Below are 14,044 nucleotides of genomic sequence, written 5' to 3'. Positions count from 1 at the left end.
ACCCCACCAAGGCCCAACCCAGGGCCTAAAGCCCCACCAAGGCCCAACCCAGGGTCTGGCCCAGGGCCGGAAACCCCAGAACTGTTGAGCATTATATTCATCGAACATGATATTTACCCCCCATATTTGCATTCTCCACAGGTGAAACAACCGTTGCTCCGAAGCCCACCGCTAAGTCGCAACTTATTGTTTCCCACTACAGTGTTAAGTGTTAATAGAACGGTGAAAGTTGAAATTTTTATATTATATTATGTAGATACCTATCAGTTTGTTAATCATTGCACTGTAATATATGCGATAATGTTAAGCCTGTCCAACCTGATAAAAACCGGGGACGAAATGTCACTTTTATCTTAGCTTGAATATACTAGATTGAGCTAATGTTTAAGGGGTGATTTTCCATGTATTACTACCCGTTCGTACACCGGTGTCCCCGGGGAACTATGCCCTATATAATTAAAGCAGGAGATACCTATTACAGCATTGCCCTGCGGTATAATACCTCCGTACCGGCTCTGATTGCCGCCAACCCGGGCGTAAATCCCAATTTTTTGCAAATAGGCCAGACGATATGTGTGCCTGTAAGGCCCCAAGTGCCGCCCTGCCCGGGTGGAAACTACTATACAATTAAGCCGGGGGATACCTTCTATTCAATTGCCCGCCGCTATAATATCTCATTGGATGATTTACTGGCAGCCAATCCAGGAGTGGACCCGGACAGGTTGCTGGTGGGTCAGGTTATCTGCATACCTGTAGCAGTACCGCCTACAGAGTGCCCGGACGGAACCAGACCTTATAAAATCAGGAGGGGTGACACTTTTTATTCTATAGCTGTCCGATTTGGCATAAGCCTGGATGCGCTTTTAGCGGCCAACCCAGGAGTAGATCCGGATGCCTTGCGGGTCGGCCAACAGATATGTGTACCGAGACGCCGGAGGTAAAAAAAAACTTCCCGTGGATATTATTAAACTCTTTATTAATAGGCGTTTTCAGGTTTTCGGTTGAAAATTAATCGAATACTTGGGGCCGCCGTCTTTTTTTGGACAGGGTCTTTGGGGTTTGCGACCGGGTTTTTCGGGGACCTTCTCTTTTTCTTTGTCTAAATTGGAGGGGGCTTTTCCACCATAGTTGGCGCCGATGTTGAGGATGCCGCTTAACTCCTTGATGCCCAAAGTTCCAATATTGTTTACCAGTTCTACTTTGTCCACCATGATTTTATCTACATAAAGCTGTTCAATTATTATGGGAGGTTCGTTTTCAGATTGTCTGTTGCGACACTGTTCCCTGAGCGTGATGAGCTGTTCTTCCAGGCTCCGGATTTTATTTTTTATCTGCTCTTTATGGCAGGTTACGCAGAATATGCCAACAATGTTTTTAATTCTTTTTGTTATGTTGTATACCATAGTTATCCCTGCATTCGTTTTATTTTATATGAATGAATTCTTCCTGTTCTCTGCAGATACGTGGAAATTTTATTTCCAAAAGCCCTTTATCAAAACGGGCCTCAATGCCGTTTTTATCAACGACTTCCGGCAACTGAACAGTACGTTGAAAAGGACCGTAAAACCTCTCGGTTATTACCTGGGTATAATTCTTATAAATGGGTTGTATGTTACCGGTTATGCTAAGCCGGTCCCCGGCCAAACTTAATTGTATTTCCTCCTTGGCCTGCCCCGGTAAAGATACAACAACTAAAATTTCTTTTTCATTCATATATATGTCTACGGGGGGAAAGGTACCGGGTCTGGCGTGGTTACCAAACATTTCTGTAAAAGATGACAGCATTTGCTGGGTATGAGGGTTGCTAAATATTTCGGACCAAAAATCTTTTCCCTGATATTTTTGCGTCAATTCCCGCCAACGCATTAATTTCTCCATATCCAAGCCTGTTCACCTCCTGCCGGTACGCGACATGATTTTGCAGTTTTCGGCATATGTTGGTAATATAGCCAGGGGGGGAAGTAAATGCCGTCTATAGTAATTAATATTTTTTTAGTGAAAATTAATTCCATAGAAAATGCTTCTGCCTTCAATATCGGTCAAAGCCTACAGGCTGATTGGGTTAATTCGGATAAGCGAAATCAGGGATTTGGCCAGAATTACGGCGATGAAAGCTGTTTCCTGGGTACCCGTTGTTTTGTAGATGATAATGACGGGGTGGATTCGCCGGCGACCAAAACCTCTTTGCCCCCGGGAAGGCAAAATTTCCTGAAGGAGGATTGGTAAATTGTTTGCACCCATGGTGGTAAACTTATTGGGGTTTAAGATTAATGTTGCGGAGCGGAATAGCATTATTAGCCTAGGTCCCGTATTCCAGATTGATGTTTTTCAATCCAATAAACGGAACCAGGGGTTCGGTGAACAAAACGGCGACTTGTCCCCTAACTGGTTCCCTGTCCAAGCTGTAAACAACCCAGTAGTTCAGGATTCTGCTTCGGCGAAACTCAGCGCTGTATAACAATAATAAATTGTTATGGTGATAAAAGAAAAAACGGCCAAGTTTCCAGCCACAGTTTATCGCCAAACTCTCCATTTTTCTCCAAGAACCGGGTCAAATGGTTTCCATGCTTAAGGATGAACTATTACCGGTGCCCCCTCGTGCTTTACTGATTATGGAACTGTCAGCGGTTCCGCTTCGGAAAACATTTGACCCTGTTCGGACATCTGTTAAATTCTGCGTGGTAGTTAATTTCCCCCTCCCCTTTCGGCGGTCGAACCAAAGTCAGGATGTTTGTCCAGAGAACCCAAAAACATGGCCTAGGATTATTTTATAATTTAGGCGAAACAATTTAACAAGGGTTATCCCGAGTAGAAGGAGGTGGAAAAGCAATGTATAAACTCATGGTTGTCGATGGTGATAAGCTGGTACGTCAAACAATTCAAACCATTATAAAAGAAAGAAATATTCCCCTGAGTTATGCGGCCGAAGCTACAGATGGCGTTGAGGCTTTGTTAAAAGCAAGAAAGGTCAAACCAGATGTGGTTATCATGGAAATAAATATACCGAAATTTGATGGTTTGAACACAGCAGAAAAAATTAAAGAATTTCTGCCGCAGTGCCAGGTGATTTTTATCTCAGCTCATAAAGAATTTGAATATGTCAGACAAGCTTTAAGAATAGGGGCCTTTGATTACCTGCTCAAGCCGGTGCAGCCCGGGGAGTTTGAGGAAGTTTGCTGCAAGTTAACGGAAATTTTGGGCATTAACGAACAAGAGGAACTTGAGTTTGAACGGGAAAAAATAGAATTGGCAAGCACCCAGTTATTTATCCGAAAAGTTTTACTGTCCGGTTGTTTTTCGGGCAGTAACGAGTTAAGAAACCAATTCCATGAGTTTTTTGTCAGTTTGAAGTGTGGAGTGTTAATGGTATTGTCAAGTCATGCCATTAATTTGGACAAATTAATTGTTCATAATATTATTGGGATGTTAAAAGGAAATCTGTATTTATGTCCAGTCCCGTTGAATCCCAACCAAATCGTTGTTTTTTTCGGACAAAAATATGGACAGTCTAAATTGACAACCACCGTTCTAAAAAAATACGGTTACAGATTGATGGAACAGGTTGCCCTGAAAACAGGTATTGAGTTAAATATCGGCATTGGAAAAATATATAAGGATCTGTCCAAGTTAAGAAAATCATATCTGGAGGCCTGTGATGCTTTGAATCTGGCCGAGTTTCTGCGGATGAATGGGGTTTTGTTAACCATTGAAGAATGTGAGAAGTTTTATAAAGATTTATCTAATTATCTTTTGGACAGAGAAAAAAAATTAATAGACATGATTTTAAGAAAGAAACATGATGACGCAATCATATGTATTCATGATATATTTAATGACTTCCAGCCCCGTTTGGAGTCGAATCTTATTTGGGAAAAAGTCTTTTGTCTCGAAATTCTGGCGGTGCTGTTGAGAGCTGCCCGCAAAGCCAATGTAAATTCAGAGGAACTTTCGCAAATCAATTCTGCCTTAACGAATGAATTGGTTGATATGACTGATTTAGGAAAAAGGTTATGGGTAGAATGGTTGGAACATTGTGTGGATAGAATTATAGCATTGATTGCAAATAACGAAAAAGCTTCGGTTCAGCGTCTCATTAAGGAGATTAAAGAATATATTGAAAATAACCTGAATAAATCTATCACCCTGAAGGACATAAGTGAATTAACTCATTATAATCCTCAATATTTTTCCCGCGCTTTCAAAAAAGAAATCGGGATGACGGTTATTGAGTACTTAACGCACCGGCGCATCGAAAAGGCCAAGATGTTATTGAAGAAAGAAAGGCTGCCTGTTAGACTGGTAGCGAAAAAGGTGGGTTTTTCCGATGTTGCTTATTTTAGCCGGGTATTCAGGAAAGTTGTTGGCGTTAAACCCAGTGAATTCCGGGAAAAATCTGGATAAAACCGGATAAAGTTCAATAACATTCAATATTGGTTGCACGGTGTGAAAAACCGTGCTTTATTTATGTCCAAAACTTACAGATCAGATTTGAAATTAAACTCAATTACCCGTTAGTAACTAAAATGTCCAGATAATACAAATATAAATCCCAAAAATCCAAAGGTAAATTATATGTCGGTTATAAAAATATTCGACATAGTAAAAATTAGCAAAAACAGTCCCAATATAACTATGGATGTGAATAGTTACCTCATGTGTATTTATTGTTTTGAAAATAGCTTGAATACTTTTCACAAATTAGAGTTTGCGGTCAAAGGGGAGAAAATACCATGAGAAAAATAGAAGACCTGATTAAAGAGGTTTTGGAAAGTCCGCTCAATAATTCCGAACGGGCCGAACAGATATCAACCGGTACTGATTATATTGAAATAAATGATAACAGGGGGATTTCTTCAACGGAGAATCAGGACGGAAGCGTTTGTGTGAAAAACGGTAAAATCATCATCAGCTACCCTAAAGGTACCGGTAAATACGCCAGTGTTTCTCCCGGCGATGGAGTTATGTTTTTGGTTAACGGCATGGAAGTTGGCGACAAGGTGCTGTTGACTGAAGATATACATTTACAAATAGTCTTTGATGAGGAGAAACCACAAAGTAATTTAGAGATTACTATTTCCGACGATGGACTGGAAGCATACCTGACTGTGCAGCGGCAGCCATACAGGAAATACCGGTTGGCAGATCAGGAAGCATCTCAACATCTAGTTTTAAAAAAAGAAGTTGTTGAAGAAATTTTACCGCCACCGGTAGACCTTGCACAGGTTTTGGAGGAGTTGGAGTCACTGGGGATTAAAAGTGGAATTGACTTTGCCGCCCTGGAGCGGGAGCTTAAAGCGCCCACGGGGGAAAAAATAGTTATAGCCCGTGGCCGGCCGCCTGTTCTTCCTCAGGATGCTTATGTAGAATACCTGTTCAGCAACGACCAGAGGATTTCAAAAGAAATGCGGGACGCCGGACGAATAGATTATTTGGACAAAGGACAGTTCCAATCTGTTGAAATGGGAACTGTACTGGCTGTAAAGCGCCCCCCGGTTCCCGGAAAAAAAGGGGTAACGGTAACTGGGAAAGAGATACCCGTAGGTGAACCTAAAGATGTTCAAATTAATGTGGGCGAAGGGGCTTGCCTTGTGAATAACGGGCAGAAAGCGGTGGCCGTGATAGCTGGACGTCCTGTTTTAGCCGGGAAACAAAGGCTGATCAAAGTGTTACCAGAGCTTACCGTTCCAGGTGATGTCAATATTTCCACGGGGCATATCCGGTTTAAAGGCGATGTGGTTATTCACGGAAACGTTTTGGAGGGATTAATTGTCCAGGCTACCGGTAGGGTAACTGTCTTGGGCAATGTTTATTCAGGGCAAATTTTTGCCGGGGGCAGTATATTTATAGGGCAAAGCCTTATAGGGGGATTGGTAACAGCCGGCGGAGAGGGGGCTTTTTTAAATCGTATTCTTCCCGGAGTTAACCTGTTACTGAAAATGTTAGCCAATATTAAGAAAAATATTAAACAGTTAAAAAGCAATCCCAATTTTTCTGTTGGGGATTTAAATATTAAAGGTGACGGAAACCTTATAAAATTGCTTATTGATATGAAGTATAAGGAACTGCCGGCCATAGTGGCAAATTTGAGCAGTCATTTAAAATCCGTTAGATATAAACCCAGTTCTGAAATAATTAACTGCATAAACGTAATGACTGAAAAATTAACAGGTCTGGGACCTTTGAACATAAAGTCCCTTGATGAATTAACCGACATAGAAAAAATGCTGGCTGAAATCACCCGAATTGCCGAGGAATCAGCCGAAATAACGGAAGCGGATGTTACGGTTAAGTATGTTCAAAATGCCACCGTAGAGGCTACCGGTTCGATTTACATAGCAGGGCAGGGATGTTACCGCACCAATCTATATGCCGGCAAAGATATAACCATAGCAGGTATTTGCCGCGGTGGCGAGATCACTGCTGAAGGGGATATTTCGGTTTCCCAATTGGGGGCTGGTTCGGCGGTGTTAACGAAAATTTCAACCAAAGAGAGCGGTGTAATTAAAGCCCAAAAAGTATATCCCAACGTTATTTTGAAAATAGGTCATCATTCTTATAAAGCGGATTCCGAAATGCAGAATGTGTATTGCTGTTGGGATGATGACAAGGGTTTATTTGTTAGTAGCAAATGATAAATAATGAGAGGTGTCACTATGATAGACGTTCGGATAAAACAAGAAGGTTATACCAAACATATAGCGTTGTCCGGGAACATTGACATGGCAAATGCTTCCGAATGTGAAGAAATTTTGACCAATAACTTGACCGGCGTGACGAAAATGGCGCTGGATCTATCCGGGCTGTTATTTATTGATTCAACGGGAGTCGGCAGTCTGGTATCAGCCATCAAATCCGCTTTTGATAAGAATATTCAGTTTGAGCTGGTTAATGTACCGGAGGGAATAGATGAAGTGTTTGAAATCATCGGCCTTTATGAAGTTTTGCAACAGGGGCCGGGCAAATGAAAAAACTGTGGGCAATAATTATAATTTTGGGGGTTATTGTTAACGGTACATTATTATATATTTCCAACGACATTTTTATTAATCAGTTAGCTTTTGCCTGCGTATATCTTTTACTTTCGTTAATAAATCTCGAATCGGACCAAAAAATGGCCTTTTCCCTTGAAGTCAGTGTATTGGCATATTCTGCTACAAGTTTTGCTCCTGACTGGGCGCTGTTTACTGCATTTTTAGGCGGTATAATCAAAGGCATTTACGAACAGTTCCGGCTGAAAAAACCTCTTAAAGATATAATTTTTAATTTTTCCACCCAGGTATTCGCCACTTTAACTGCAGGACGCTTTCTGTTACAACTGCAAAAATCAGTTGACCTGACATTATATACTCGGTTGTTGGTTTTTCTGGTAAGCTTTTTTACCGCGAGCATCGTTATAAAACTTTTGTATACTGCATTGTTAAATGAAGGTAGATTCACCAAAGATTTATTTTACTCTGTTAAGTTCAATCTTTTATCCATGGTAGGAATAGGTTTGGTTTCCGTGGTGGGAACCATTGTGATGGAAGAAAGGAACTACCTGGTATTTCTATTGGTTTTCTTTTTCTTACTGTACCTGCAATATATCATTGATGGTTTGGTAAAGGAACGTAACCGGAATTTGTATTTGTCTCAATTAATTATAAGTATGCTGAACCAGGACCTGGAGCTAATTCGCGATATGTATGCCAAGTTACTTCCCGCGCCGAAGCAAACCTGGGAAAACTTGGATATATTTGCATTTAACTGTCCTGCCGAGAAAATTGGTGGCGATTTTTATGATTTTATCCCTTTAAGCGAAACATTATTCGCTTTTGTAATCGGCGATGTTATGGGGCATGGGATGAAGGCTGCCATTCAAGTGAATAATACCATGTTCACCATCCGGGCCCTTTTAAGGGGCAAGGCAAGTCCCGGTGATTGCCTTACCGAATTAAATAAAATTAGCTGCTCGTATTTAAACAAAACAAAGCAATTTTTTACGGTATTTCTGGGGGTATATGACACTTCAGAGAAAATTTTGCGTTTTGCTAACGGTGGCCACTTACCCCCCATAGTTTATAGACAAAAGCCGGGACGAGCAGAGTTTCTGCGGGTAGAAGGTCCGGCAGTGGGTTTTTTATCCAATTATCAATATAGGGAAGGTTACTGCAGCCTGGAACCAGGTGACATCCTGGTTCTGTATACCGATGGATTACCGGAAATACTCAGTGGGATAAACATGAGGAACGGTAGCAAAATTCTGCAATTTGTTCAGCAACATGCAGGCCAACCAGGATTTTATGAGGCACTCAAAAATGAAGTTGAGTTGCTTGCCGGGAAAAACAAAGACGATGTTACCTTTGCATTAATTATAATTCATTAAAAGTCCTCGGTAAATAAGGAAGGATTGGAAATCATGATTGAGTGCAAAAAGTGCAAAAAAAATTCTGAGACCGCCTGTGCGGATTGTTATTCCCTTATTGACGGGGGGTTGCTGCGCAGGAAACTGGATTATTCCAAAAACATAATATTGGAATCTCCGGAAGGAGAAAAATATCCAGGGGAACTGTTCATGGTCAGCCCGGTAAGTTTAGGTATTAAATGTCAGGTTCCTTCAGGCAAGCATTATACTATAAACCTACAAGAAAACCTGCAGGTCAAAGTGCAAAAAATTTCCGACCGGGGCAAATTTGATTACCATGGCTTTGATATTATAGAAGTCCGGCGGCAGGGGGAATGTTCCTACCGGTTAAATAACGATGAATATATGACCCTGACGATGTCGGACGAACAATTGGTTGAAAAAATTACGGAATCACTACCGGACAACGTGAAGGGCATTGTCTTCGAGAGGTTAACAAAAGAGCTGGAAAAGGCCAAAATTTTGGATTCACTCCAGGTTGGGCAGGTGTTTAAGTACCAAAAAGACACATTTAAGCCTTTAAATAAACGGGCAGGGCCCCTTTCATTGCCTGTTCAGGACCTGGTTAAGGTTGCTAAAAAATGCTGTAGAACCGGGGAGCCTATGCGGGAAGTCCTGCTGGTGGGGGATAAAATGTATGATGCCCACGCTATCCCTTTTGACTATGATACCGGCGGTTTACTGGTGCTGGATGTAACTGCTGTTCTGGAGAAAGAGAGGGAGATAAAGAAAAAAGAAAAGCGGGTATACCGGGAAGTAATAGAGGCTGTCACTTGTGGCAAATTGCTTCTAGCCGAAAGAGAAGAAATCGCCGCCTATATGGCTGTTGGTACAACTGTTTTAAGCGCAAATTTTCGCAAACCGGAAGACCTCGATTCTGTAAGGAGAAAAATCGAGCGTATATTTAACAAATGCGGAATAGATCAAAAAGAAATTACTGTTTTGCTGATTTGTATTTCCGAAGCTTTGACTAATGCAGTAAAACATGCTGATGGTGGAACTTGTAAAGTTAATATACTTTCAAACGGATTCAGGATTGAAGTTTCTGATACTGGGCCCGGGATTGCAATGGAGAATTTACCAAAAGCGACATTAATGAAAAATTTTTCAACAAAGCAATCTTTGGGTTGTGGATTTACCATCATGTTAAAATATGCTGACAGGTTAATACTGTCCACCGGTATAGAGGGAACAACGCTGATTATTGAGAAATCATGTATTTTACCGGTTGAAATTAGTTTAAACGATAGCATGGATAAGTTAACCTGATATTCGAATCCAAAGGGGGCTAATATGTCTTTAATAATTAAGAAAAAGGTAGAAGAAGAAGTGACTTATTACAGGTTAGCCGGCATCCTCGACATATCAACGGTTGCATTTGACGATAATTTCAGTGATTTAAAGGATGTAGGAGATTTAGTTATTGATATTGATGAGATCAGGTTTATCGATTCTTCGGGTATCAACCTATTAGCTCAGATTATCAAAAAATGTCAAAAGCAAAGAATTCCTATAAAAATTATAAATATTTCCAATGAAATTTTTGAAGTACTTGATTTGATAGGCTTACCTGAATTATTTGGAGAGGATATTTTTATTTTGAAAAAATAATCCTCCGGTTTTTAAGAAGGAGGGGTAGATAATGTCATGGTCTTTAAAATATATAAAAAAGCTGCAAAGAGAAATAGAAAAATATAAAGAACAAATGCTATACGTTTTTAACAGTGAAGAGGATATTGCCAAACAGAGTTATCTACTCAGATTAAGCCAGGATCTGGATAAGTTAATGATTCGTTACCAAAGTTTTAAAAAATTGCTTACTTCTTTTCAAAATATGCCTTACAGTGTTGATTTTTATATGAATACAAAATTTTGTGAAGTAAGACTAGACGGGGACTGGCGGGTTTTAAACATTGATAAGGTTGAGAACAATTTGCTATATATAATTAAAGATAATTTCAATAATATTGTTGATGTATTATACGGAATAGAATTAAACGGGAGACAACCGAATAAAAAAGCTAATAATTTTTCTTTTTGTGATTCAGGTATATCCATCTGGTTAGCAAACAAAATATTTGATAAAGAGAAAAGTGAATTTTTACTTGTTCAGAACCGTGATTACAGGATCATCGGTATTCTGGAAAAAAAACAAACGCAGCTCCTGTGCCGGCAAAAAGCAATGAGTGCAAGTGTAAGAAAAAAGCTCTGCCGGATTGAGGAAGCCTTTGAACATGTGCCGGCCAGTATTTTTGTTCTTGATCAAGAATTATATATTGATTATGCAAATTCAGCAGCGATAAAAAATTTTAGTGAGGTTTTGCCGGTTAATTACCTGCACAGAAGGGCAGACTTGGTTTTTAGCGGATTCTTCAGCAACAGCTATAAAGAATTTATCAATAGTAAATTCTGGCAATACATAAAAAGTGGACAAGAATGTTCGGAAATTGAGGTGAAATTGTTAAATTATATATCTTTATCTGCGGGTATAAAAGTTATAAAAACTGGTTTTGACATAGAATGTATAGTAGTTAGTTTTGTAAATTCCGATGACAATTCCGATGAGTTAAAACAAACGGTTGAGGCGCTTAAGTCCACCACTGATGAACTATCACAGGCATTAAGTCTCTTTATCCCCCGTGAAATCGAAAGCAAATTAAGGCAGATTCCCGAATACAAGGACATTTATAACCCTGAAACGAAAAAAATAACAGTTATCGCCAAAATAGACGAAGGCGGTTACTGGCATGTGGTAAATTGTTTAAGAATTCTTTGTCAAATAGATCGCCTTGGGGTTTTAAAAAGGTTTAATATTGATAAAGAATTATTGATTCAAGCAATCCTGATTCATGATATCGGGAAAATTCAGCCTGTTCTTCGTATAGGAGATACAGTTGACCCAATGGCTGTATTTGAAAAGAGTAGCTTACATGCTTTAAGAAGCTCCGAGTTCTCTGCCCAAATGGGGTACAGTAAGTACGTTACATTGTTGGTAAAGTATCATCACCATCGTGAAGATGAACTTCCTCCAAATTTCCCTAGAGAGTTAATTCCGGCATTCAAACTTTTTAAAATAATTGATGGTTTGTCAGCTGCCATTACCAGGAGAAATGCAACTGTTACTATGGAACTAAGTAATACCAAGCTCATTATTTATGAGGAAAACTTCGAACGTCCGGAATACAATAAGAAACATGTTCTAAATTTTACTGATATGATAAATCCTGAGATTTCTATATGCTAGGTACATACATATGATTATAACATATTAAGGACGAAATGTTGCGCCGGTATGGAAATGTCCTGTTTACAAAAAAGCGCTTTGTCCGGGTTGATTTCCCGGATAAAGCGCTTTTATCCTGAAACGGCCAAATTTGAATGTTTTTCATTAGTACTATTCGAATACTACCCGTTTATTTGCTGGATACTATCATTTTTTCTCGCCGACGGTTACGGTGACGAAGCTGGAATGGCCGTTGCGGAAAACCTGCATGACCAGTTTGTCTCCGACTTTGGATTTCTTAACCAGGTCAACAACTTCGTCCGAATTCTTGATTTTCGTTTTATTAATTTCGAGAATAATATCCCCTCTCTGTAATCCTGCGGAATCTGCCGGACTGCCGGGCGTGACATCGGCTATGACAGCTCCGTCTGTTCCCGGGGCACCAAAATAATCAGCCAATTCTTTGTCCAGGGTTTGCAGGTATACCCCCAAGTACGGGTGGACCACTTTACCTTTGGTTATTAACTGGTCCAGCACCTGTTTAACGGTGGCGGAAGGAATAGCAAAGCCGATCCCTTGCGCGGAAGCATTAACGGCGGTATTAATTCCAATTACTTCACCACCGGTATTTAGCAGCGGACCGCCGCTGTTACCAGGGTTTATTGCGGCATCGGTTTGCAGCAGGTTTTTATATTCCTTGCCGCTGATATTAACCGGACGGCCTTTGGCGCTTATTACCCCAACGGTAACGGTATGGTCAAGGCCGTACGGGTTGCCTATGGCAATTACCCAGTCGCCTACCTGGATACGGTCGGAATCGCCCAACTTCAGGGTTGGTAATGCCCCTTTGGGGTTAACTTTAATCAGGGCCAGGTCCAGCTCCTCATCAGCTCCGATCACCCTGGCATCCAGAGGGGTTTGCATACCCTGAATTTTAACCTTAATTTTTTGGGCATTCCTTATGACATGTTCATTGGTAAGTATATATCCGTCCGGCTTTATAATAAAGCCTGTTCCCAACCCTTTTTCGGTCCTGGGGGTAAGGTCGAACTGACTGCCAAAGAATTCACGGAAAAAGGGATCGTTGAAGAAGGGGTTATCCTGCAAGCCATTTTGGTTAACTACTTCTGTCTCAATGTTGACTACCGCCGGGCTGACTTCTTTCACAGTGGTTGATATTGTCGTGGGCCCTATGGTGATGGCGGGTGACTTGTTCTCATTTGGATTATTGGCTAAAACCGGTGTGGGCTTGTACATGTGTAAGGCCCAACTGCCGCCCAGGGTAAAGACGGCGCCGCAAATAAAGCTTAGTATGACTATGCCGACAATAAAAGATTTCCTCTGGAACGACATAAATGCTCACCTCGTACACTTAATTTATCTATGGTCAACATTTTAATAATGTAATTTTAAAACCAGACTGCATCTAGTGATGACTTTTATTGTAAATACAAGTTCTGCCATATTCAAGGTTGGAAAATATCTATATAGCAAGCTTATCTTTTATTTATCACAATTATTTTGAATAGGTGAATCATATTCAATTTTTTCTAGGTCAAACTTTAATTTGCTAAGTTATAGAAAATAAATAACTTGATCAGTTTAGTTAGTGTAAAATATTCTTGAGGGAATTATGTGAAGATGGGAGTACATGAATGTTGAACAGGGACGAAAGAAAAAGGATCTGGGAATTGGATTTTTTGCGGGGCATAGCTTTAATACTGATGATAATTTTTCACTTTTTATATGACCTGAATGAGTTTTTTCATTACCCGGTGGCTTATTATACAGGAGTTTACTATTATATAGGCAAGGTTTCTGTCATTCTTTTTATGTTGATATCGGGTATCAGTTCATCATTAAGCCGCAATAACCTGAAACGGGGATTGCGTTTATTGATTATTGCGATGGGTATTACTGCCGTTACCCACCTATGGCAGGCCCAGTGGGGTATTAAATTCGGGATCCTCCATTTTTTGGGGGTAAGCATTATGCTTTATCCTGCCCTCGCCAGACTTCCTTCAATAGCATTGCCGGTGCTGGGGACATTGGCGATATGGGCCGGGCGGTTTTTGCCGGAAGTATCATTTGATTACCTGTTTCCCCTAGGGATTAAAAGCAGCAACTTTGTTTCATCTGATTATTATCCGTTAATTCCCTGGCTCGGCGTTTTTGTCTATGGTGTTTTTCTTGGCAAGGTTTTATACAAAAACCATAAAAGTTTGCTCAAGTTTCGTTTCAGTCCACAAAACCCAGTTAATTACCTGGGCGCCCATACTTTGATTGTCTACCTCATTCATCAACCCCTATTACTGTTGATGTTGAATATAATTTTTCACTTTTTGTAATAAACATGTTGTAATTCAAGGAAATGGCATTCAACAGGTAGAATTAATAAAATAACTCAACTTTAGCACTTA

At 40.3% G+C, this 14,044-nt stretch carries 14 protein-coding genes; 11 read left to right on the top strand and 3 right to left on the bottom strand.

Annotated features, from left to right (window positions below):
- The first annotated feature begins 401 nt into the window (after window positions 1-401).
- Window positions 402-941 carry a LysM peptidoglycan-binding domain-containing protein gene (locus tag ACSNJE_RS07365; RefSeq protein WP_495252344.1) on the top strand — a complete coding sequence of 180 codons (540 nt, stop codon included), beginning with the start codon at window positions 402-404 and terminating at the stop codon, window positions 939-941.
- Between the two features lie 48 nt (window positions 942-989).
- Here ACSNJE_RS07365 and ACSNJE_RS07360 read toward each other — a convergent pair whose 3' ends face one another.
- The gene (locus tag ACSNJE_RS07360) at window positions 990-1,403 is read right to left on the bottom strand and encodes a hypothetical protein (protein WP_474773731.1); all 414 of its coding nucleotides are present in this window, start codon (window positions 1,401-1,403) and stop codon (window positions 990-992) included.
- Between the two features lie 19 nt (window positions 1,404-1,422).
- Window positions 1,423-1,878, bottom strand: a complete 456-nt coding sequence (locus tag ACSNJE_RS07355; protein ID WP_242843561.1) for an Hsp20/alpha crystallin family protein — start codon at window positions 1,876-1,878, stop codon at window positions 1,423-1,425.
- Window positions 1,879-1,965: 87 nt separating this feature from the next.
- Between ACSNJE_RS07355 and ACSNJE_RS07350 the strand changes: the two genes are divergently transcribed.
- From ACSNJE_RS07350 to ACSNJE_RS07310, 9 genes are all read left to right on the top strand, one after another.
- Complete coding sequence (locus ACSNJE_RS07350) at window positions 1,966-2,226, top strand: hypothetical protein (RefSeq protein WP_052217526.1); 261 nt, start codon at window positions 1,966-1,968, stop codon at window positions 2,224-2,226.
- A 1-nt stretch (window position 2,227) separates the two neighbouring features.
- Window positions 2,228-2,458, top strand: a complete 231-nt coding sequence (locus ACSNJE_RS07345; protein WP_200901017.1) for a hypothetical protein — start codon at window positions 2,228-2,230, stop codon at window positions 2,456-2,458.
- Between the two features lie 371 nt (window positions 2,459-2,829).
- The gene (locus ACSNJE_RS07340; protein ID WP_495252343.1) at window positions 2,830-4,401 is read left to right on the top strand and encodes a response regulator; all 1,572 of its coding nucleotides are present in this window, start codon (window positions 2,830-2,832) and stop codon (window positions 4,399-4,401) included.
- A gap of 329 nt (window positions 4,402-4,730) precedes the next feature.
- The gene (locus ACSNJE_RS07335; RefSeq protein WP_495252342.1) at window positions 4,731-6,632 is read left to right on the top strand and encodes a flagellar assembly protein A; all 1,902 of its coding nucleotides are present in this window, start codon (window positions 4,731-4,733) and stop codon (window positions 6,630-6,632) included.
- A 21-nt stretch (window positions 6,633-6,653) separates the two neighbouring features.
- The gene (locus ACSNJE_RS07330) at window positions 6,654-6,965 is read left to right on the top strand and encodes an STAS domain-containing protein (protein WP_495252341.1); all 312 of its coding nucleotides are present in this window, start codon (window positions 6,654-6,656) and stop codon (window positions 6,963-6,965) included.
- Window positions 6,962-8,362, top strand: a complete 1,401-nt coding sequence (locus tag ACSNJE_RS07325; protein ID WP_495252340.1) for a PP2C family protein-serine/threonine phosphatase — start codon at window positions 6,962-6,964, stop codon at window positions 8,360-8,362. Before ACSNJE_RS07330 ends, ACSNJE_RS07325 begins: the two co-directional genes overlap by 4 nt.
- A gap of 33 nt (window positions 8,363-8,395) precedes the next feature.
- A complete protein-coding gene (locus ACSNJE_RS07320) occupies window positions 8,396-9,670 on the top strand; it encodes an ATP-binding protein (RefSeq protein ID WP_474773734.1) in 1,275 nt (424 codons plus the stop codon).
- Window positions 9,671-9,694: 24 nt separating this feature from the next.
- The gene (locus ACSNJE_RS07315; RefSeq protein ID WP_474773735.1) at window positions 9,695-10,012 is read left to right on the top strand and encodes an STAS domain-containing protein; all 318 of its coding nucleotides are present in this window, start codon (window positions 9,695-9,697) and stop codon (window positions 10,010-10,012) included.
- A 31-nt stretch (window positions 10,013-10,043) separates the two neighbouring features.
- The gene (locus ACSNJE_RS07310; RefSeq protein WP_495252339.1) at window positions 10,044-11,645 is read left to right on the top strand and encodes an HD domain-containing protein; all 1,602 of its coding nucleotides are present in this window, start codon (window positions 10,044-10,046) and stop codon (window positions 11,643-11,645) included.
- 186 nt (window positions 11,646-11,831) lie between these two features.
- Here the strand turns inward: ACSNJE_RS07310 and ACSNJE_RS07305 are convergent, their stop codons facing one another.
- Window positions 11,832-12,977, bottom strand: coding sequence for a S1C family serine protease (locus ACSNJE_RS07305; protein ID WP_495252338.1), 1,146 nt, complete (start codon window positions 12,975-12,977; stop codon window positions 11,832-11,834).
- 302 nt (window positions 12,978-13,279) lie between these two features.
- Between ACSNJE_RS07305 and ACSNJE_RS07300 the strand changes: the two genes are divergently transcribed.
- Entirely contained in the window at window positions 13,280-13,972 is a 693-nt protein-coding gene (locus ACSNJE_RS07300; RefSeq protein ID WP_052217544.1) for a heparan-alpha-glucosaminide N-acetyltransferase, read from the top strand.
- The last annotated feature ends 72 nt before the right edge of the window (window positions 13,973-14,044 follow it).

This window comes from Thermincola sp. GK-1 (genome assembly GCF_059412445.1).
This window is presented reverse-complemented; position numbering and strand designations above follow the sequence as displayed.

Excerpts from the sequence above, each read along its gene's own strand:
- ACSNJE_RS07320 (WP_474773734.1), top strand. The coding sequence starts at position 8,396 with ATGATTGAGTGCAAAAAGTGCAAAAAAAATTCTGAGACCGCCTGTGCG.
- ACSNJE_RS07305 (WP_495252338.1), bottom strand. The coding sequence starts at position 12,977 with ATGTCGTTCCAGAGGAAATCTTTTATTGTCGGCATAGTCATACTAAGC.
- ACSNJE_RS07360 (WP_474773731.1), bottom strand. The coding sequence starts at position 1,403 with ATGGTATACAACATAACAAAAAGAATTAAAAACATTGTTGGCATATTC.
- ACSNJE_RS07355 (WP_242843561.1), bottom strand. The coding sequence starts at position 1,878 with ATGGAGAAATTAATGCGTTGGCGGGAATTGACGCAAAAATATCAGGGA.
- ACSNJE_RS07315 (WP_474773735.1), top strand. The coding sequence starts at position 9,695 with ATGTCTTTAATAATTAAGAAAAAGGTAGAAGAAGAAGTGACTTATTAC.
- ACSNJE_RS07330 (WP_495252341.1), top strand. The coding sequence starts at position 6,654 with ATGATAGACGTTCGGATAAAACAAGAAGGTTATACCAAACATATAGCG.
- ACSNJE_RS07365 (WP_495252344.1), top strand. The coding sequence starts at position 402 with ATGTATTACTACCCGTTCGTACACCGGTGTCCCCGGGGAACTATGCCC.
- ACSNJE_RS07350 (WP_052217526.1), top strand. The coding sequence starts at position 1,966 with ATGCCGTCTATAGTAATTAATATTTTTTTAGTGAAAATTAATTCCATA.
- ACSNJE_RS07325 (WP_495252340.1), top strand. The coding sequence starts at position 6,962 with ATGAAAAAACTGTGGGCAATAATTATAATTTTGGGGGTTATTGTTAAC.
- ACSNJE_RS07335 (WP_495252342.1), top strand. The coding sequence starts at position 4,731 with ATGAGAAAAATAGAAGACCTGATTAAAGAGGTTTTGGAAAGTCCGCTC.
- ACSNJE_RS07310 (WP_495252339.1), top strand. The coding sequence starts at position 10,044 with ATGTCATGGTCTTTAAAATATATAAAAAAGCTGCAAAGAGAAATAGAA.
- ACSNJE_RS07340 (WP_495252343.1), top strand. The coding sequence starts at position 2,830 with ATGTATAAACTCATGGTTGTCGATGGTGATAAGCTGGTACGTCAAACA.
- ACSNJE_RS07300 (WP_052217544.1), top strand. The coding sequence starts at position 13,280 with ATGTTGAACAGGGACGAAAGAAAAAGGATCTGGGAATTGGATTTTTTG.